Source organism: Lactobacillus sp. JM1 (assembly GCF_009834385.1).
Lineage (GTDB): Bacteria > Bacillota > Bacilli > Lactobacillales > Lactobacillaceae > Lactobacillus > Lactobacillus paragasseri.
In genome coordinates this window covers 1,584,036-1,602,618 of sequence record NZ_CP044412.1, presented here as the reverse complement: position 1 = coordinate 1,602,618, position 18,583 = coordinate 1,584,036, and the positions used below count along the sequence as shown (strand labels likewise).

The window sequence follows — 18,583 nt, the reverse complement described above, 5'->3', positions numbered from 1 at the left end:
TCAATTTATTATTGCAATTTACGAATATATTCTTTTGCATTTTCAGCGGCTATTTTTTCAAAAAGATGGATTCCGCCACCACTTTTTAATGCGTTAAAATTTTGATCAATACTATCACAACCATCAAATGCTAGATCAAATTTAGGCATATTGTCATTTAAAGCTAAAATATTTAATCCAAGCTGCTCACATTGAAACTTAGTAATCTCAGATGGTGAGTAAAGGCGTAAACCTGGTATTTGTGCGTTATTCAAGTCTTTAGCTAGGGTTAAAACGTTGCTTCCGCCACCAAGACTAACGGTCATATTAGGTTGTATTTTACTAAGCGCTTTTTTACTAATTATTGACATGAAAAATCTCTGTTAATTATTTTCAACTGATAAATTACATGAAAATTATTTACATAAAAAATAATAATATTAAAAAATATTTTAGTCAAATATCAATGTGTGAAAATAATTTTACAATCATGATATAATTTCTATGAAATGAGGTAGAACCGTGGAAAATATTATTGATAAAATTTATGCACAAATGAGTAGCATGTCTCCTTCTGATCAAAAGGTAGGTAGAACAATTCTCAAGAATCCAGCAACGATTATAAACATTACAATTTCTCAATTAGCTAAAAGAGCAGGTGTAAGTGATGCATCTATTACAAGATTTTGTCGTAATTTATCCTTATCTGGTTTTCATGAGCTAAAAATTTTATTAGCACAATGCATTGGTCAAAAAGAAAGTGAATCGTTAAAGAAACTACCAAAAGACGATATGCAGGCAGCGCTAGGAGAGATAGAAAAAAATAAAGTTGGTGAAATTCACGCTACTTTAAATCAAATTCCAACTGATGAATTAGAAAAGATTCTTTCTATTATTGAAGCAAGCCGAATCATCCAGATTAGCGCAGAAGGTGATACTTATCCAGTAGCTGCCGATGCTGTCTACAAATTTAATCAAATCGGCTTATTGTCATTTGCTTCTGGTGGAAATGTTGAAACAGCTGATGCGCAAACAATGAATTTAGGCAAAAAGGATTGTCTAATTGTTATTTCAAATTCTGGGGAATCAGCAGCTTTGTTAAAGGAAATAAAGTTAGCACACAAAAATAAGCTAAAGGTTATTAGTATCACTAATAATCCTGCTTCTCCAATTGCTTTAGCGAGTGACTATCATTTAAAGACTGGTGTAAGACAGACAATTTTGCAAAACCAATATTATTTTTCTCGTGTAGCAGCTTTTACGATTACTGAAGCTCTATTTTTATTACTTATAAAAAGTAACGAGAAGCGAATTGAGAATATTAAACAGCATGAACAAATTATTTCTAGTCAAAAAATCTAAAAATAATTTAAAACTTGTCTTAAGTGAATTATCCTAAAGGTGTAAGAAATTTTATAGAAAGCGGGAATTATAATGAGAAATGTAGCCGTAATTGGAATGGGACACGTTGGTGCAACAGTCGCATTCACTTTGTTTACTCATGGAATTGTTGATAATTTATATTTATTAGATAAAAATCAAGCTAAAGCAGAAGCTGAATACAATGATTTACGTGATACTTTAGCTAGAAATGATTATCATGTTAATGTGTTTTTAGGCGACTACAATGATTTAAAGAATGTAGATATTATTGTAACTTCTTTTGGTGATATTGCCGCAACAGTTAAGACTGGGGACAGATTTGGTGAATTTGAGATTAACGCTAAAAATGCTAAAGAAGTCGGAGCAAAAATTAAAGAATCAGGTTTCAATGGTGTTTTAATTAATATTTCAAATCCATGTGATGCTATTTCAACTATTTTGCAAGAAACGACTGGTTTATCAAGAAAGCAAGTCTTGGGCACAGGTACTTTCTTAGATACGGCTAGAATGCAAAGAATTGTTGGTGAAGAATTAAATGAAGATCCAAGAAATGTTGCCGGCTTTGTTTTAGGTGAACATGGAGCATCCCAATTTACTGCTTGGTCGACGGTATCGATTAATGGCAAAACCGCTAAAGAATTGTTTACAAAAGAACAAGAAGAAAAATTGAGCGCACAGCCTAATAAGAACTCAATGAAAGTTGCCTTTGGTAAAGGATATACTTCCTATGCAATTGCTACATGCGGAGTGCGCTTAATTCAGGCTGTCTTTAGTAATGCACGCTTGTTTGCACCAGCTTCAGTTTATTTAGATGAGGTTGGAACATATATTGGTTATCCAGCAATTATTGGTAAAAATGGTGTAGAAAAAGTTATTCCTTTAGAGTTACCTAGTGAAGAAGATCAAAAACTAAGAGAGTCAGCTGAAATTATTAAAAAGCATATTGCTCAACTAAAATAGAAAGCTAGAAAATAAAAAGTTGGAGTTTTTCCAACTTTTTTATTTTTTTACTTGCTTTTTGCTAGGCGGTTCGTTATTATAATTAAGTAACGTTTCGGAGGCCTAGCGAAGTGGCTAAACGCGGCGGTCTGTAAAACCGCTCTCTCTGAGTTCGGTGGTTCGAATCCACTGGCCTCCATTGCTGGATTATTCCAGCTGGTTGCATTGAACAACAAGTAAAAGTTCAATCAAATGGGTTATAGCCAAGTGGTAAGGCAATGGTTTTTGGTACCATCATGCGCTGGTTCGAATCCAGCTAACCCAATCGTTCGAAAGAACACCCAACCCGAAAAAAAGGTCATCATTTGATGACCTTTTTTGTTGTATTATATTTTTTAAGTTAAACTTTGGATTTTTCCCTTCCAATTAAGGATGCCGTCGTTAATATTAATTAGGTGTTTATAACCCTTAGATTTTAAGGTTTGGCAAGCATAATAAGAAAGGTCTCCAGACCGACAAATGAAGTAGTAGGTCTCGTTTTTGGGATCATTGAAGTATTTTAATTCTTCAAAGGGAAGATTATGACTATCAGGAATATGTCCGGATGCAAATTCAATTGGTGTTCGTAAATCATATAAATTAATTGTAGAATCTTTTGCTAGAATTTCTGCTAATTGATTTGTAGTAATGTTAATCATAGTTACCTCCATTAACAATTATATTTAAGCTAAAAAAATTGAAATTTGAAGGAATAATGTGTGAAATTTATGTGTAGAAAGGATTAGTCGATATGACACGTCTTGTTAAAGTTAGTGGTCGCGGAGACGGGACTGATTGGAAAAGTGCACTAAAAGACTTACAGCCTGATGACGTATTATTGCTTGCTCCAGGTTTTTATGAGCTAAATCAAGGCTTAGAAGTAAATAATATTACTATCAAAGGAACAGGTAATGCACCAGAAGAAACTGTAATTAGCGGCTTTTTTGTACTTGATAGGGATTGCAGTTTTTTTACTTTAGAAAATATTTGTCTTCAAACAAAATCTGACCATAATACTATTTATGTTGAAGACAACGCGGATACTTATCTGACTTTGCGCAACACTAATCTTTACGGCCATGAAAATGATATGGCTGCAATTGCTGTAAATGGTAAGTGCACCCTTGAGCTGTTTTCCAGTAAAATTTTAAATTCTAGCGTTTCTTTATTTGCGCAAGCTGATTTTAGATTGACCATGACTGATTCTTTAATTGATTACGATTCTAAAGATTACGCTGCTTTAGGTATTCAGGGAAAAGGGACGGCAATTATTTCTAATAGTGTGATTCACGGTAATTTAAGTACTTATCCTGATTCAAATGCAGAAGTTGATTTGAATAATACCTCGATTTCTTATGGGTTAATTCATGGACAGACCTGGGTAAATATGCTTAATTCGACTGTTGAAAAAAATGATGATTCTAGCTTTTATATTTCTGATGATTCTTGGGTAAATATTTTACAATCTGAATTTAAAGGCGGAGTTTTTATTGATAAGAATACTAAAACTTTAATTCAAAATAGTAAAATAGATCGTTTAATTGCCTGTGATAATGCTAAAGTTACACTCAATAATTCAAGTATTGTGAGCCATGCTGATTTTCAGGATAAGGCAAGTGCTGATGCGACTAGAGTTGCTTTTTCTGGTAGAGATGATTTCGAATACTTTTTAGCTTTAAATGGGCAAGCGAGTTTAGGTGGTAGAGATTTAATTCTTAACCCTAATGGTAGTACGCTTGCAGTTCAAGATGATGCTAAGATCAAGTTGAACATTGTTTCAAGCAGCAGCAAAGATTTAGAAGTAGAATGTAATAGTCGGCCTAATGTAAATATTTTAGGAATGCGTTGGGAAGCAAAGAAGAACAATGACTAATTGGCTACTTTAAGCTAAAATAAACTTGATAGGATAATGAAGTGAGGGTTTATCATGCAAGAACCGATGTATATTAAAATTCACAACCAAATAAAGCGTGATATTGAAAATAAAAAATATAAAGTTGGAGAGCGAATCCCTGCTGAGCGGCAATTAGCCTTGAAATTTAATGTTTCTAGAATGACATTACGTCAAGCAATTAAGACATTGGAAGATGAAGGAATTTTAGAAAGACGCTTAGGAAGCGGGACTTATGTTTCTAGCCAAAAGGTGCAAGAAAAAATGTCTGGAATTATGAGCTTTACGGATATAACTCGTGCTAATGGTCAAGTCCCTTCTAGTAAATTATTGTCTTACCGCGTAACTAAGCCTTCTTTATCTGAAAAAGAAAAGTTAAAGATTAAGGATACGGATAATGTTTTAAGAATGGAACGTGTTCGTTTTGCTGATAATGTGCCAATTTGTTACGAAGTAGCCACAATTCCTTATAAATTAGTTTCACGTTTCTCTAAAGATGAGATTTCGAGTAGTTTATATCAAACTCTTGAAAAAAAAGGTGGCTATAAGATTGGTAGTGTAGTTGAAAATATTGGTGCGTCTGTTGCCAATGAAAATGAAGCGCGCTTATTATCAGTGAAAAAGGGTGAACCATTAGTAACGAGACGGCAAGTTACAGAACTTAACGATCACTATCCTTTTGAGTACGTTCGTGCATCTTATGTAGCTGAAAGATTTGAATTTACTTTTGAAAAATAAAAATGCATAGTACAGTTGATTTTGATTTATTGACTGCACCATGCATTTTTTATTTTAAGTCTTCTTTGATTTGAGTAGTAGAAATTCCAGGGGTTCTTTCAAGATATTTTACTTTGCAGTAGGGTTTTAGGAAGTCAAATTTTCCTTCCCAATCATTCCCCATTACGAAAGTATCAATATCATATTTTTGGACATCGCTGATTTTTTGATCCCAATTTTCTTCAGGGATAACTTGATCCACATATCGAATTGCTTCAAGAATGTATTTCCTTTCGGCATAATTATTGTAAGCCTGCTTATGCTTGCTGAATTCATTAAATTCGTCTGTTGATAGTCCTACTATTAGGTAGTCTCCTAGTGCACGCGCTCTTTTTAGAAGACGAATATGACCATAATGCAGTAGATCAAAGGTACCGTAGGTGATAATTTTTTTCATAATAAATACTCCCTTGTAATAGTTACTATTCTAGCAGAAGTAGAAAAAAGTGAAACTTTTATGTTTAAAAAAGTTAGTAGCACTTTTTTGTTAAAATGGTAAGTAAAGATATATTTCGATTAGAAATGGTTAAAAACAGAGCATGAATAAAGTTAGTATTTTGGGAATAGAATTTGATAATTATTCGTTAGAAGAATTTAAAGATAGATTAATTAACCGGCTAAACAATAAAGTATCAACTATGGTGGTAACAGCTAATCCTGAAATTGTGATGGCTGCAAATAAAGATCCTAAATTTATGGAACTTATCAAAAAGGATGCAGATTTAGTTACAGCTGATGGAATTGGAATTGTTTTAGGTGGAAAAATGCTTAAAACTCCAATCAAGGAACGTGTAACAGGCTATGATTTGTTTACCTGGCTTTTGCATGTGGGAAATTTAAGAAAGCTCCGTGTCTATTTAATTGGTGCAACGCCTGCAGTAATGAAAATTACTAAGGCCAAAATTGCTAAAGATTATCCAGGAATCGAATTAGTTGGGGCTGAAGATGGCTACTTTAAGGATGATCTTAAAACCGTTGCTAAAAGAATTGAAAATACTGAGCCTGATTTGGTTTTTGCAGCAATTGGTTTTCCTAGACAAGAAGAGTTAATTTCTTTATTGCGGCAAGCAGAGGTGCCAGCAATTATGATGGGAGTGGGCGGAAGTTTTGATGTCTTTTCGGGCGCGGTTAAACGTGCTCCGAAAGTATTTCAAAAAACTCATCTTGAATGGTTTTATCGCTTGATTACCAATCCAACACGTTTTAAACGGATGCTGGCCTTACCAGAATTTGTAGTTGAAGTCGAAAAGTCTAAGAAACAAAAATAATAGAAAGAATATAAATTAAATGAAAGTTTTACATGTTAACGCTGGATTAGAAAAGGGCGGGGGCCTGTCTCATATTGTTAATTTATTAACAGAAGCTAATCGGCAAGATGCTGATTTTGAATTGCTGACCTTAGCAGATGGCCCAGTGGCAAAAGCTGCCAAAAAAGCAGGAATTAAGACAACGATTTTAGGTGCCCAAAGTCGTTATGATTTAACTGTTTTAAAAAGACTCGCTAAATTCATTAATAATGGCAACTTTGATATCGTTCATACTCATGGTGCACGAGCTAATTTATTTGTTTCGATGATTAAAAAGCAAATTAAGGCTAAATGGATTATCACAGTTCATTCTGATCCTTTAAAAGATTTTGAAGGACGGGGAATGATTGGAAACATTTTTACTAAGTTGAACATTATGGCTTTAAAAAAAGCTGATGGTATTTTTGCGATTACGCAGAACTTTTCTGATCTTTTAGTTGAAAAGGTAGGCATTCCGAAAACTAAAATTTGTGTAATCTATAATGGAATTTTTTTCCATGATAATAAAGAATTACCTAAAAAATATGCTCATCCCTATTTCAATATAATTAATGTTGGAAGAACAGAAAAAGTTAAGGGACAAGATTTGCTTTTAAAGGCCATTAAAAAGATCAATGATAAAAACGTTCGCTTACATATTGCTGGTGATGGAAGCGAATTTAATAATTTAAGAGCACTTGCGCGAGATCTAGGGATTAGTTCACAGGTAACTTTCCACGGCTTTTTGAACCAGAAAGAGATCCGCAAACTCTATCAAAAAATGGATTTGGCTGTTTTGACGTCTTATTCAGAAAGTTTTCCTTTGGTATTACTTGAAGCTAGCGATAATTTAGTACCAATTATGTCAACAGATGTTGGCGATATTGAAAAAATGATTCCTAGTGAAAAGTATGGATTTGTTGCTAAAATTGGAAACTTAAATGATATTAGTGAAAAGCTAAAGCAGGCAATTTCAACTAGTCAAGAAAAACTTGAAGAGATGGCAGAAAAAGAAAAGACGTATTTGATGCATGCCTTTTCAATGAAAAATCAGTTAGTGGCAATTGAAAATTATTATAAATTCATCTTGGGTGAAAAATAGTGGAAAATTATCATAAAAGTAGTCTGCTGGCAATTTTGATTGGAATTCTACCGCTAATTTTTGAACTAAGCAGCAATATTTGGCATGGCGATAATGGCTTTTTTATAATTAGCGCGGCATATGGTTTGATCTTGCTTTTGTTAACTTTATCAATTGAAATTGAAGATCTAGATCAGTGGTTTGCAGAAAAGGCTCTAAGCTATTTATCAGTTTTTTTATCTTTGACAGCGATTTTGAATAAGAGCGAAGTTTTGCCCTTTGCCGAAATAGGATCGCTATACCGTTTAGCTATCATTGCTTATATGGGAACTTTATATTTCTTAGATAGACATTTTAATACTAAAAATTTAGTATTGCTTTTGTTGAATTTAAATATTCTAGCTCAATTATCAGTTAGGTCCGGAACAATCTTAATTTTAATTGTTGCTGTTTTAACTTTTATTTTCTATGTAATTAGAGTAGTAGTTACTTTTAGTGAACAATTGAGACCCTTTTTACTATGCGTTTATTTAATTGTTTTGCTCGTTTCGCTAGTTTGGTACACACCTGAGTTTACTGACTTTGTTTTTAAAAATCTTTCCTGGAATATTGAAGCAATTTCTTTATTGTTAGAAACGCTGGGAGCAATTGTCTATATAAGGCTTAAAAGGCAGTTGAACATAAACAGTCATTTAATTTTAGGGACTGTATTATTTTTAATTATTAACGAAGGTAGTTTGATTATTGCTGAATCAAATGTAATTAATACCAGTTATTTAGTTTTAGTCTTGATCATAGATTTATGTATAGTCAACGTATTCGGCAATATTGGATTAGGCAGAAATCAGCGAAAAATTTCAGTTATCATTCCAGCTCATAATAGTGCTAATACAATTGTTGAGGCGTTAGAATCAATCAAGAATCAGACGTACCGTGATTGGGAGATAATCTTAATTAATGATGGTTCAAATGATGAAACGGAAACAATTGTTAAGCGTTATTTAGAAAATACGCCTTTACCAGTTAAATATCATAAGCAAAAGCAGCATAATTATTTGCATGCGATTGAATACGGAACAAAATTTGTAGAAGGCTCAATAATTTTTGTTCTAGATGCTGATAAAGTTTTATTTAATCAGAATGTCTTTTATCGTGCAGCTAGTACGCTTTATGGTGAAAAATGCGATGGAATGTTTGTTGGTATTCGAGCAATGTATCAACGCTTAAAAGATGGTAAATTGCATTTAATTAGACCATATTATCGTAATCAAATTAGTTTGGTAAAAACAGCACTCGGCATGGGTGTAAACATTTATACTAATTATGCTTTTTGGCGCAGAGAAGTTTTTGAAACTAGTGTGCGAGAGAACTATTTAGTGAATGGAATGCCATCTTGGTATAATGCTCAAATTAATTTTGGTCTAAGAATGGTCAATGGTAACTTTGTAGGTCTAAAATATCGAATTGTTAAAAATAAAAAGCCAGCAGATAAGCAATTGAATCAAGATCAGGTTATAGCAGAATTACGCACTCTGCATCACATTACAAGTAAAATTAAAATACCATTTTATCGTCCTCAAGCTGCTATTTATTATGCATTTAATAAGTGTCATATTGCTTCGCTTTGTCCAGTGATTTTTAAGCAGGGTAAGACCTCATTGAAAGAAATTACTCCGTTAATTATTGAAAATAGGCTTAGGAATATTAAGTCACCTTACTTACAAACAATTGTCGGTTTTAGTACTAACTATAATCCTGAAAAAAAGATAGAAATCATTATTCCTAAAGACCTAAAAGTGTACCACGGAGCAGATATTGAAGAATTTATTCAAAAGCTCAAACAAAATAAACTAGCGCCTTTTTACGCTAATTTAATGAAAGTAATTAGTCAGGGAACAAGCCTTTACGTGGTGAACAAAAAAGATCGAGAAAAATTAACTGAAATTTTAGAATTTTTTACAATTAGAGACTATGTAAAGATCATAAGTAAATAGCTTAAATATTTTTAGAGACATCATTTTGGTGTCTCTTTTTGATATCTGCGTGTCTTTGATTATAATAAGGTACAAGAAAGAAATTATTTATTTAGTGATGAGGGAGACAAAATGTTTTACCCACAAATTGATCAAGACGATTCTTTAATTCTTCATACAGACTTGTATGAAATTAATATGATGTATACCTATTTTAAAAAGGGTGTAAGTGAAAGAAATTCAGTATTTGAAGTATTTTTTAGAAAAGAACCTTTTGGTAACGGCTACGCAGTTAATGCTGGTTTAAGCCATGTTATTCAATACTTGAATAACCTCCATTTTAAGGAAAGCGACTTAGAATATCTCAAGGAAACTTGTGGTTATGATGATGAATTTATTGATTATTTACGTAATCTAAAATTAAAATTAACCATTCGCAGTGCTCGAGAAGGTGAATTGGTTTTTGCTAATGAGCCAATTATGCAAATCGAAGGGCCATTGGCACAAGCTCAATTAGTTGAAACAGCAATTTTGAATATTATTAACTTCCAAACTTTAATTGCAACTAAGGCAGCTAGAATTAAGGTTGCAGTTGGTAATGACGGTTTAATGGAATTTGGTTCACGTCGTGCTCAAGAAACTGATGCGGCTATTTGGGGAACTCGTGCAGCATACATTGGTGGTTTTGATGCTACTAGTAATGTTAGAGCAGGAAAATTATTTGGTATTCCTGTTGCTGGAACTCACGCTCACTCCTTAGTTGAAGCTTTTAATAGTGAATACGATGCTTTTAAGGCATATGCGGAAACACATAAGAATTGTGTATTCTTAGTGGATACTTACGATACCTTAAGAAGTGGTGTTCCAACTGCTATCAGAGTTGCTAAAGAAATGGGCGACAAGATTAACTTCCAAGGCGTTCGAATTGACTCAGGAGATATGGCATATATTTCTAAAAAAGTGCGCAAGCAATTAGATGATGCTGGCTTCCCTGATGCAAAGATTTATGCTTCAAATGACTTGGATGAAAAGACTATTCAAAACCTTAAGATGCAAGGCGCAAAAATTGATGTTTGGGGAATTGGTACTAAATTAATTACGGCTTTTGACCAACCTGCTCTAGGTGGGGTATACAAGCTAGTTGCTATTGAAGATAAAGATGGTAATATGCGTGATACTTTGAAGATTTCTTCAAATGCTGAAAAAGTATCTACTCCAGGTAAAAAGCAAGTTTGGAGAATTCAAGCTAACTCTGAAAAGAAAAATGAAGGTGATTGGGTATCACGCTATGATGAAAACCCAAGAAAGTTCGATGCTCTTTTCATGTTCCACCCTCAATATACTTATATCAATAAGGTTGTTACCGACTATACTGCTCGTCCGTTATTGCACGAAATCTTTCATGAAGGTAAGTTAGTTTATCAAGAACCTACTCTAAAAGAAACGAAAGAGTTTGCCGCAAATAACCTCGATGGTTTATGGGATGAATACAAGCGTAGCTTGAATCCACAAGACTACCCAGTCGATTTATCGCAAAAATTATATGACAACAAGGTAAACTTGATTAATAATATTCGCAGCCGAATTGTGAAAAGAGGATATTAGAATGCGCCCATTACAAGAAAAAATTATTGCTTATGAGCATGTATTACCAGAAATTGATCCTAAAGAAGAAATTCGTAAATCAATTGATTTTCTAAAAGATTATTTAAAAGAAAATCCATTTTTAAAGAGCTATGTTTTGGGAATTTCTGGTGGTCAAGATTCAACCTTAACAGGTAAGCTTTGCCAAATGGCAATTGAAGAAATGCGTGAAGAAACTGGCGACGATTCTTACCAATTTATCGCTGTTCGTCTTCCTTATGGCGTTCAAGCCGATGCAAGTGATGCGGCAGATGCAATCGCTTTTCAAAAGCCCGATCAAGATCTAATCGTAAATATTAAAGAACCAGTTGATGCAATGGTCAAAGTAGTTGAAGCAACTGGTCAAAAGATTACTGATTTTAATAAGGGTAATATTAAGGCGCGTCAAAGAATGGTTGTTCAATATGCAATTGCTGGTGCAAATAATGGGGCAGTTGTCGGAACTGACCATGCTGCAGAGAACTTCTCTGGCTTTTACACTAAGTACGGCGATGGTGCAGCTGATCTTACACCACTTTTCCGCTTAGACAAGCGTCAAGGAAAGGCGCTGCTTAAAGAGCTTGGTTGTCCTAAACATCTGTATGAAAAGGCACCTACTGCTGATTTAGAAGAAGAAAAACCAGATTTACCAGATGAAGTAGCTTTAGGCGTAACTTACAAGGAAGTTGACGATTACTTAGAAGGTAAAGAAGTAAGCGATAAAGCTGCTGAACAAATTGAAAAGTTATGGAAGAAGAGTGAGCATAAGCGTCACTTGCCAGTAACTATTTTTGATGATTTTTATAAAAAGAACTAAACTTGTGTCGGACTCGTTAGTTTAATATAATAAACTTGCATAAGAGAGTAACGGCAATTTATTGCGATAAGTTCAACAACCGGGATGAATGTCTCTGGGCTTATCTTAATTAGTGAGACTTATGACGATGGGTTCGTTATAAGTCTTTTTTAGTTATTGGAGGGATTGGCTTTGAAAGAGAAGTACTATGCTCAAGATATTTCTCAAATTGAGAAAGAACTACATACATCACTAGATAATGGGCTGTCTGATGATGAAGCTAAGAAACGATTAGCTTCAGAGGGGCCTAATTCTTTAGCATCAAAGAAAAAACGCAGTATGTTCATGCGCTTCATTGATCAATTTAAGGATTTTATGATCATTGTCTTGATTGTAGCCGCAGTTTTATCAGGAGTTGTGGCAAATGAGTGGACGGATGCAGCAATTATTATGATTGTTGTTTTACTGAATGCAATTTTAGGCGTAATTCAAGAAGCCAGATCAGAAGCCGCAATTGATGCCTTGAAAGAAATGTCGACGCCGAATGCACATGTAAGACGCGGAGGAGCAATTCTAGAGATTCCAAGTACTGACATTGTGCCGGGTGATGTTGTGCTACTTGAAGCAGGAGACGTTGTTCCTGCTGATATGCGTTTAGCTAAGACAGCTAGTTTAAAGGTTGAAGAGTCTGCTTTGACTGGTGAATCAGTTCCGGTTGAAAAAGATAGCGACATCTTAAAAGCTGATGATGTAGCTTTAGGTGACCGCGTTAATATGGCTTATGCCAATACTAATGTTACGTACGGACGAGCAGAAGGTATTGTTGTTGGAACTGGAATGAAGACTGAAGTCGGTAAGATTGCTACAATGCTTAATAATGCCGATGAAACAGCTACCCCATTAAAGGAAAACTTGAATCAACTTGGTAAGACGTTGACCATTATGATTTTAGCAATTTGTGTAATTGTCTTTGTCGTGGGGATGTTTACCAAGCAAGGAAGCGAGCCAACTAATAAGTTAATTATTGATATGTTCTTAGTTGCCGTTTCTTTAGCTGTCGCTGCAATTCCAGAAGGTTTACCAGCAATTGTAACGATTATTTTAGCTCTTGGTACGCAAACGATGGCTAAGCATAGGGCGATTGTTAGAAAGCTACCTGCTGTTGAAACTTTAGGTGCAACAGATATTATTTGTTCTGATAAAACCGGTACTTTAACGCAAAATCAAATGACTGTTGAAAAAGTTTACTATGATGGTGAACTTCATAATGATGAAGAGGCAGTTAAGGTAGATAATCCAGCTATGATGGCCATGATTTTGGCTAACGACACTAAAATTGAAGATGGTGGACGGCTTTTAGGAGATCCAACTGAAACAGCTTTGATTCAATATGCTTTTGATCAAAACGTCAAAGTTGAAGATTTACTCAAGAAAGATAGCCGTGTTCAAGAAGTTCCTTTTGATTCAGAAAGAAAGTTAATGTCAACGGTTAACCATTATGGCGATAAATTCTTTGTTGCTGTAAAGGGTGCACCTGATGAGTTATTAAAGCGTGTAACTAAGATCGAAAAAAAGGGTCAAGTAACGCCAGTTTCTGACAGTGAAAAGGAAAACATCTTAGCTTCTAACAAGAATATGGCTGAACAAGCCTTACGTGTTTTGGGACTGGCTTACAAGATTGTGGATAAGGCTTATGACGATCCAACTACTAATAACGTTGAGCAAGATTTAATTTTTGCTGGTTTAGTCGGAATGATTGATCCAGAAAGACCAGAGGCTAAAGCAGCCGTCGCAGAAGCCAAGAGTGCTGGTATTAGAACAGTTATGATTACTGGTGACCACCAAATCACTGCTGCTGCAATTGCTTCTCGTTTAGGTATATTAGAAACAGGTTCAGACAAAGATAAGTCCGTAATTACAGGTGCTGAACTTGATAAGTTGTCAGATGATTACTTTAACAAGCACGTTCAAGACTACAGCGTTTATGCTCGTGTATCTCCTGAAAATAAGGTTAGAATTGTTAAAGCTTGGCAGGCAAATAATAAGATCGTTGCAATGACTGGGGATGGTGTAAATGATGCACCTAGTTTAAAGCAAGCTGACATTGGTATTGGCATGGGAATTACAGGTACTGAAGTATCAAAAGGTGCAGCTGATATGGTATTAGCTGATGATAACTTTGCAACAATTGTTGAAGCAATTAAGCAAGGCCGTAAGGTGTTTGCGAATATTCAAATGGCAATTCTTTACCTAATGAGTTGTAACGTCGGTGAAGTTTTAACAGTCTTCATGATGACAATGCTTGGTTGGGATATTCTAATGCCAGTGCAATTGTTATGGATTAACTTGGTTACTGATACCTTACCAGCAATTGCCTTGGGTGTTGAACCAGTTGAGCCAGGAATTATGAAGAAGAAGCCGCGTGGTAGAAAATCAAACTTCTTTAGCGGCGGTGTTGCAAGTTCGATTATTTATCAAGGTATTTTAGAAGGCATTTTAGTTTTAGGTGCATATCAGTTTGGTTTACATGTCGGACCTCACGTTGGAAACGCAGCTATGCAACATGCAGATTCTTTAACTATGGCCTTCCTTACTTTAGGCTTAATTCAGTTGTTCCATGCCTTTAACTCTAAATTTATTCACAAGTCAATCTTTAGAGGGCAAACATTTGAAAATAAGTGGTTCAACGGAGCAATTATTATTTCTGCTTTAGTTATGGCTGCAGTAGAAATTCCATTTTTGACTAAGATTTTTGATGTGACTGAATTAGATGGAATGCAATGGTTGGTTGTAATTATTGCAGGACTTTTGATGATTATCATTGTTGAAATCGTTAAATTCTTTGAAAGACGGACTGCTAGAAAATAATAAATATCATCTTCTAGCAGGTAGAATAAAAAATATGCATGAAAAAAGACAGCTAGTTTAAATTTTCTAGCTGCCTTTTTTTACAAATTAGAATATCCGTTCTAATTGCTTGTCGTGCAGATCATAATGATGATTAAACATTTGCATAATTTTAGGTGGAATATGATGATCTATTTCAATTACTGTTAATAGAGAATCTAAGAACACTTCATGAATCTGATTAGCTGTGGTGGGATCAAGCGAAGCTGTCCCTTCGTCAACAATTAAAAAATCTCTTTCATATAGAAAAGCTCGTGCCAATTCTATTCGTTTCTTTTCACCGCCAGATAAGTTATTTCCATTTTCTTCTATAATCGTATTTAAGCCATACCGATTAACATATGGCAATAGTCCAGCCTTTTTGATAGCTTCTGTAATTTTGAAATCATCAAACTTTTTACCTAATGTTAGGTTGAAAAGTAAAGTATCATTAAATATTTGAGAAGTCTGTTGTACCTCACTAAATGTATAATTTTGATTGGTCATCCCATTGACGAGCACGTTTCCTTTAGTAGGTTTTAGTTGACCAGTTAAAAGATTAAGAAGGGTAGACTTTCCTTGACCAGACTTACCAGTAAGTAATAATTTATCACCTCTTTTAATTTTTAAGTTGATTTTGTCTAGTACTAATTCTCCTGGCTTATATCCAAAGCTAATATTGTTAAGGGTTAAGGTATTTAGGTTAGAATTAGGAATATTTTTGTCAAATTCTTCTGGTTTAAAAGAAAGTAGCTTATCTATCATAGGTTTGGCTGATGACATTTGATTACGGCAGCTATTAATACTGTAAAAACTGTTAATAATCCAAGTACTGGAGTATTGGACAGCTACAAATGAGGCTAGAGTAAGCATCCCTTTGATGACCATAATTATTCCTATTCCAATAGGTAAAAAGTCAAAAGAATAAACGAATATATTAACCCAAAAATTGCTTTTAGCAATTGTATTATCACGTAATCTCTTATTTTCAGTAGATTGAGTAATAATTTTTTGCCCTTTTTTAATAAAGGTATCTAATGCATTGTAATTTAAAACTGTCCTAATATTCTTTAAAAAATCGGACATAAATGTTATGTAAGTTCCAGTAGAAGTACTCCAATTATTTGACTGCTGGGCTGTTTTCTTGCTAAAAAACTTAGGGATAATACTTGAAAAAATAGCGAATGAAATAAAAACTAAAGTTAATAAAAAACTATTGCCAACTGCAACTATTGAAGTACCGACAATTGTTACAATCATTGAAATTAATTGAAAAAGTTGCTTCAAATAGTTCTCTTCTATTAAGTTAAGATCATTTGAAAGAAAAGAAATTTGCTTTGATACATTGTTTTCACTGATTTCAATAAAGTTGCTTTTCATTAGAAATTCACGCACGTTTTGATTAAAACAAGCGATATTTCTGTTAAGTACCCGTGTATTTAAATACTTAATAATGACCAAAAGAATTTGGGCAATAGTAATAACTGCTACCATCCTGATAGTATTAGGAATATTTTTTTCAGTAATTAAAGAGAATATTTCTGAATATGACCAAGTTCCAAAAGGCAATTCTAAGCCACTCAAGCATGAAAGCAAGATGCTTAAGGTAAAATATTTTTTGTTGATAAACTTCTTCATTGTTACTCCTCTTTTCATTTAAGATGAGATAAATGATAAGGTATTTGCGTAATGAAGAGGATTTTTTTTGCATAATTGATCAGCGAGTTGCGTATATGCAGTTTATTGTGGCAAGATATTTATTGTTTTACTTAAGTTACTTTTCTTTAAAATAGTAATAATGGTCTTTAATTGTTCTTTTTGATTTGTAAAGTAACAATGATAGTAATAACCTATAATTTTCTCAATACCTAATTCGGGATATTCTGTTAATTGAGTTAATAGTTGAATAGCTTTATTAGTTGAACTAATATTTCTGTTTTGGGATGCTGAATATAAATAGTTGATACAGAAAGATGCAACGCTTTCTTGAATTTTTAGAGTTTGTTTACCAAGATTGTTTTGATATTTCTGATAAATTTGATTTAAAAAGAAAGGTAAGTCAGCGGGATCAAGAACTTCAATAAAGGTAGCTAATATCAGAATTTTGTGAGAATCATTGAGCCAATGAGTACCTGAAAAGACTTTTTGTATAATTTTATCTTTGTTTTTAGGAAATTTATGACGACCTGATTGTAGAGTATTGAGAATAAGTTGAGCTTGTAATTTAAGTAAATCATCACTAGATGTATTAATTTGAGTATAGATTTCTTTTGCTTTATCAAGATCTCGATCATAGTAAGCAGATAATAATTGCTCACTAAGTTTTTCATCTTGGTCTTTTACGTTGTTTTGATCGAGGGATGAGAAAAAATCTGAATAACGTATTTTATTTTGACTCAACAGTTTTAGCAGGTCATTTGCTGATATTTCATGTAGATTACGTTCTATTTTCGAGTAATGCGCTGGAGAAAGGATATTTTGAGTGAATTCTTTTTGAGTCAGTCCTGCGCTAGTACGATATTGTTTTAATGCTTCGCCAATGTTCATATTGTAATCTCCAATCTATAAAGGTCTATCTAGTTATGAATTATATGAAACTTTAAATGGAAAATATAGAAATAAAATGAAATGGAATGAGATAGTGGAAGAAAATAAAGTTTTATCAAATAATCAAAAAAAGCTTGAGTTTACTCAAGCTTTTTTTATACCCTTAGTAATGAGTATATAATTGACAAATATTAAATATTTGTCAACAAATTCATTTATTAAGGAACATCTAAATGAAAAGTTTATTTTTTCGCTTGTACTTATGGGGAATAAGCTTCCTTGCAAGTCTTCGTCCAATTAAAGAAAAGAACATTGTAGTCTTAAACGGCTCAGGTAGATCTGGTTCAAACGGTTATTTATTTTATAAATACATCAAGGCTAATCATCCAGACTACAACATTACCTTAGTTGAGCCCTGGCCGTCTTCTCACTTATCATGGAAAACCTGGAAAAAAATTGGGGCCGCTAAATATGTGATCACGACTCATCAACCTTTTAAAGCGCGACGAAGTCAAGTTAACATTCAATTCTGGCATGGCGTACCTTTAAAACGTATGGGCTTTATGGCTCACAATACGCACTATCGTGATAATAAGCGTAACCAAAAGCTATGGCATAAAAATGCAGACCTGGTAACTTCAAGCTCTGATCTCTACGAAAGTTTAATGAGTGCCTGTATGGCAATTGAAGGTAAAAAATATCAAAAGCTAGGCTTTCCTAGAATTGATTACATTAACCATCCAGCAATCTCTAAGGAAAAATTATTAGTAGATTTATTTAAAACTAGGGATGATCAAGCTCAAATAGGAATCTACATGCCAACTTTTCGTTATGAGCTTGAAGATCCATTGGTTATGGAAAAAATAAAGCAAGGAAATTATTTTGCCTTTCAAGATTTTGATCCTTATAAATTAAATGATGCATTAAAAGCAAAGCATCAGTATCTAATCGTGAAGCTTCATCCTTATGAAATGCGGATGTTTGAAGACTTTAACAGTCAATTTTCAAACATCGCTTTCTTAAATAATGATTATTTATTTAAAAATGATTTCGACTTATACGAGCTGCTTGGAAATACTGATTTCTTAATTACTGATTTTTCATCAATTTATTTTGATTATTTGTACTTAGATAAGCCAATTATTTTCATTACCAACTATCTAAAGCAATATGAAAAGGTCCGTGGCTTATTATTGAGTCCATATGAGGACGTTACGCCAGGTCCCTGTGTTAAGTCACAAGAGGAATTTTTACAAGTTTTGACGCATCCTGATGATCATCAATACAAAAATCAACGTTTTTATTGGCGTGAGTTAATTGATGAAGTTGATAATCTTGATTCTTGCGAGCTTATCTTCAATTACATGACAAAGAAATTTTAGA

Annotated in this window: 16 protein-coding genes and 2 tRNA genes; 13 read left to right on the top strand and 5 right to left on the bottom strand. The window is 33.6% G+C overall.

All coding sequences use genetic code 11. The features are described from left to right. Nucleotides 1-8: 8 nt before the first annotated feature. Nucleotides 9-350 carry a ribose-5-phosphate isomerase A gene (locus F3I00_RS08200; protein WP_236547638.1) on the bottom strand — a complete coding sequence of 114 codons (342 nt, stop codon included), beginning with the start codon at nucleotides 348-350 and terminating at the stop codon, nucleotides 9-11. 151 nt (nucleotides 351-501) lie between these two features. On the opposite strand from F3I00_RS08200, the gene F3I00_RS08195 reads away from it, so the two are divergent. The 4 genes from F3I00_RS08195 to F3I00_RS08180 all read left to right on the top strand — a co-directional run bounded on the left by F3I00_RS08195 (nucleotide 502) and on the right by F3I00_RS08180 (nucleotide 2,626). Beyond that, entirely contained in the window at nucleotides 502-1,341 is an 840-nt protein-coding gene (locus tag F3I00_RS08195; RefSeq protein WP_020807426.1) for a MurR/RpiR family transcriptional regulator, read from the top strand. Between the two features lie 72 nt (nucleotides 1,342-1,413). After that, nucleotides 1,414-2,322, top strand: coding sequence for an L-lactate dehydrogenase (locus tag F3I00_RS08190; protein WP_020807425.1), 909 nt, complete (start codon nucleotides 1,414-1,416; stop codon nucleotides 2,320-2,322). A gap of 96 nt (nucleotides 2,323-2,418) precedes the next feature. Then, nucleotides 2,419-2,500 (top strand) — tRNA-Tyr (locus tag F3I00_RS08185). Between the two features lie 54 nt (nucleotides 2,501-2,554). Continuing rightward, nucleotides 2,555-2,626, top strand: a tRNA-Gln gene (locus F3I00_RS08180). 70 nt (nucleotides 2,627-2,696) lie between these two features. On the opposite strand, the gene F3I00_RS08175 is transcribed toward F3I00_RS08180, so the two are convergent. Continuing rightward, nucleotides 2,697-2,999, bottom strand: a complete 303-nt coding sequence (locus F3I00_RS08175; RefSeq protein ID WP_020807424.1) for a rhodanese-like domain-containing protein — start codon at nucleotides 2,997-2,999, stop codon at nucleotides 2,697-2,699. Between the two features lie 92 nt (nucleotides 3,000-3,091). On the opposite strand from F3I00_RS08175, the gene F3I00_RS08170 reads away from it, so the two are divergent. Both F3I00_RS08170 and F3I00_RS08165 read left to right on the top strand, forming a co-directional pair. Beyond that, complete coding sequence (locus F3I00_RS08170; protein ID WP_020807423.1) at nucleotides 3,092-4,213, top strand: hypothetical protein; 1,122 nt, start codon at nucleotides 3,092-3,094, stop codon at nucleotides 4,211-4,213. 54 nt (nucleotides 4,214-4,267) lie between these two features. Then, a complete protein-coding gene (locus tag F3I00_RS08165; protein WP_020807422.1) occupies nucleotides 4,268-4,969 on the top strand; it encodes a GntR family transcriptional regulator in 702 nt (233 codons plus the stop codon). Nucleotides 4,970-5,018: 49 nt separating this feature from the next. On the opposite strand, the gene tagD is transcribed toward F3I00_RS08165, so the two are convergent. Further along, nucleotides 5,019-5,405, bottom strand: coding sequence for a glycerol-3-phosphate cytidylyltransferase (gene tagD / locus F3I00_RS08160; protein WP_003646836.1), 387 nt, complete (start codon nucleotides 5,403-5,405; stop codon nucleotides 5,019-5,021). Between the two features lie 142 nt (nucleotides 5,406-5,547). Between tagD and F3I00_RS08155 the strand changes: the two genes are divergently transcribed. The 6 genes from F3I00_RS08155 to F3I00_RS08130 all read left to right on the top strand — a co-directional run bounded on the left by F3I00_RS08155 (nucleotide 5,548) and on the right by F3I00_RS08130 (nucleotide 14,635). Beyond that, entirely contained in the window at nucleotides 5,548-6,276 is a 729-nt protein-coding gene (locus tag F3I00_RS08155) for a WecB/TagA/CpsF family glycosyltransferase (protein WP_020807421.1), read from the top strand. A 19-nt stretch (nucleotides 6,277-6,295) separates the two neighbouring features. Next, nucleotides 6,296-7,396, top strand: coding sequence for a glycosyltransferase (locus F3I00_RS08150; RefSeq protein WP_020807420.1), 1,101 nt, complete (start codon nucleotides 6,296-6,298; stop codon nucleotides 7,394-7,396). Continuing rightward, complete coding sequence (locus tag F3I00_RS08145) at nucleotides 7,396-9,369, top strand: glycosyltransferase family 2 protein (RefSeq protein ID WP_020807419.1); 1,974 nt, start codon at nucleotides 7,396-7,398, stop codon at nucleotides 9,367-9,369. The genes F3I00_RS08150 and F3I00_RS08145 overlap by 1 nt, the downstream gene beginning before the upstream one ends. Nucleotides 9,370-9,480: 111 nt before the next feature. Next, nucleotides 9,481-10,953, top strand: coding sequence for a nicotinate phosphoribosyltransferase (locus F3I00_RS08140; protein ID WP_020807418.1), 1,473 nt, complete (start codon nucleotides 9,481-9,483; stop codon nucleotides 10,951-10,953). A 1-nt stretch (nucleotide 10,954) separates the two neighbouring features. After that, nucleotides 10,955-11,788: an ammonia-dependent NAD(+) synthetase gene (gene nadE, locus F3I00_RS08135; RefSeq protein WP_049160757.1), complete on the top strand. Its 834-nt coding sequence runs from the start codon at nucleotides 10,955-10,957 to the stop codon at nucleotides 11,786-11,788. Nucleotides 11,789-11,959: 171 nt separating this feature from the next. Next, on the top strand, nucleotides 11,960-14,635 hold the full coding sequence (locus F3I00_RS08130) for a calcium-translocating P-type ATPase, PMCA-type (protein WP_020807416.1): 2,676 nt from the start codon (nucleotides 11,960-11,962) through the stop codon (nucleotides 14,633-14,635). Nucleotides 14,636-14,722: 87 nt separating this feature from the next. Here F3I00_RS08130 and F3I00_RS08125 read toward each other — a convergent pair whose 3' ends face one another. Together F3I00_RS08125 and F3I00_RS08120 are read right to left on the bottom strand one after the other, a co-directional pair. Beyond that, nucleotides 14,723-16,291, bottom strand: coding sequence for an ABC transporter ATP-binding protein (locus F3I00_RS08125; protein ID WP_020807415.1), 1,569 nt, complete (start codon nucleotides 16,289-16,291; stop codon nucleotides 14,723-14,725). Between the two features lie 102 nt (nucleotides 16,292-16,393). Then, nucleotides 16,394-17,200: a helix-turn-helix domain-containing protein gene (locus F3I00_RS08120; RefSeq protein ID WP_020807414.1), complete on the bottom strand. Its 807-nt coding sequence runs from the start codon at nucleotides 17,198-17,200 to the stop codon at nucleotides 16,394-16,396. A 233-nt stretch (nucleotides 17,201-17,433) separates the two neighbouring features. Here F3I00_RS08120 and F3I00_RS08115 point away from each other — a divergent pair, with 233 nt between their 5' ends. Further along, on the top strand, nucleotides 17,434-18,582 hold the full coding sequence (locus F3I00_RS08115; protein WP_020807413.1) for a CDP-glycerol glycerophosphotransferase family protein: 1,149 nt from the start codon (nucleotides 17,434-17,436) through the stop codon (nucleotides 18,580-18,582). Nucleotide 18,583: the final 1 nt, after the last annotated feature.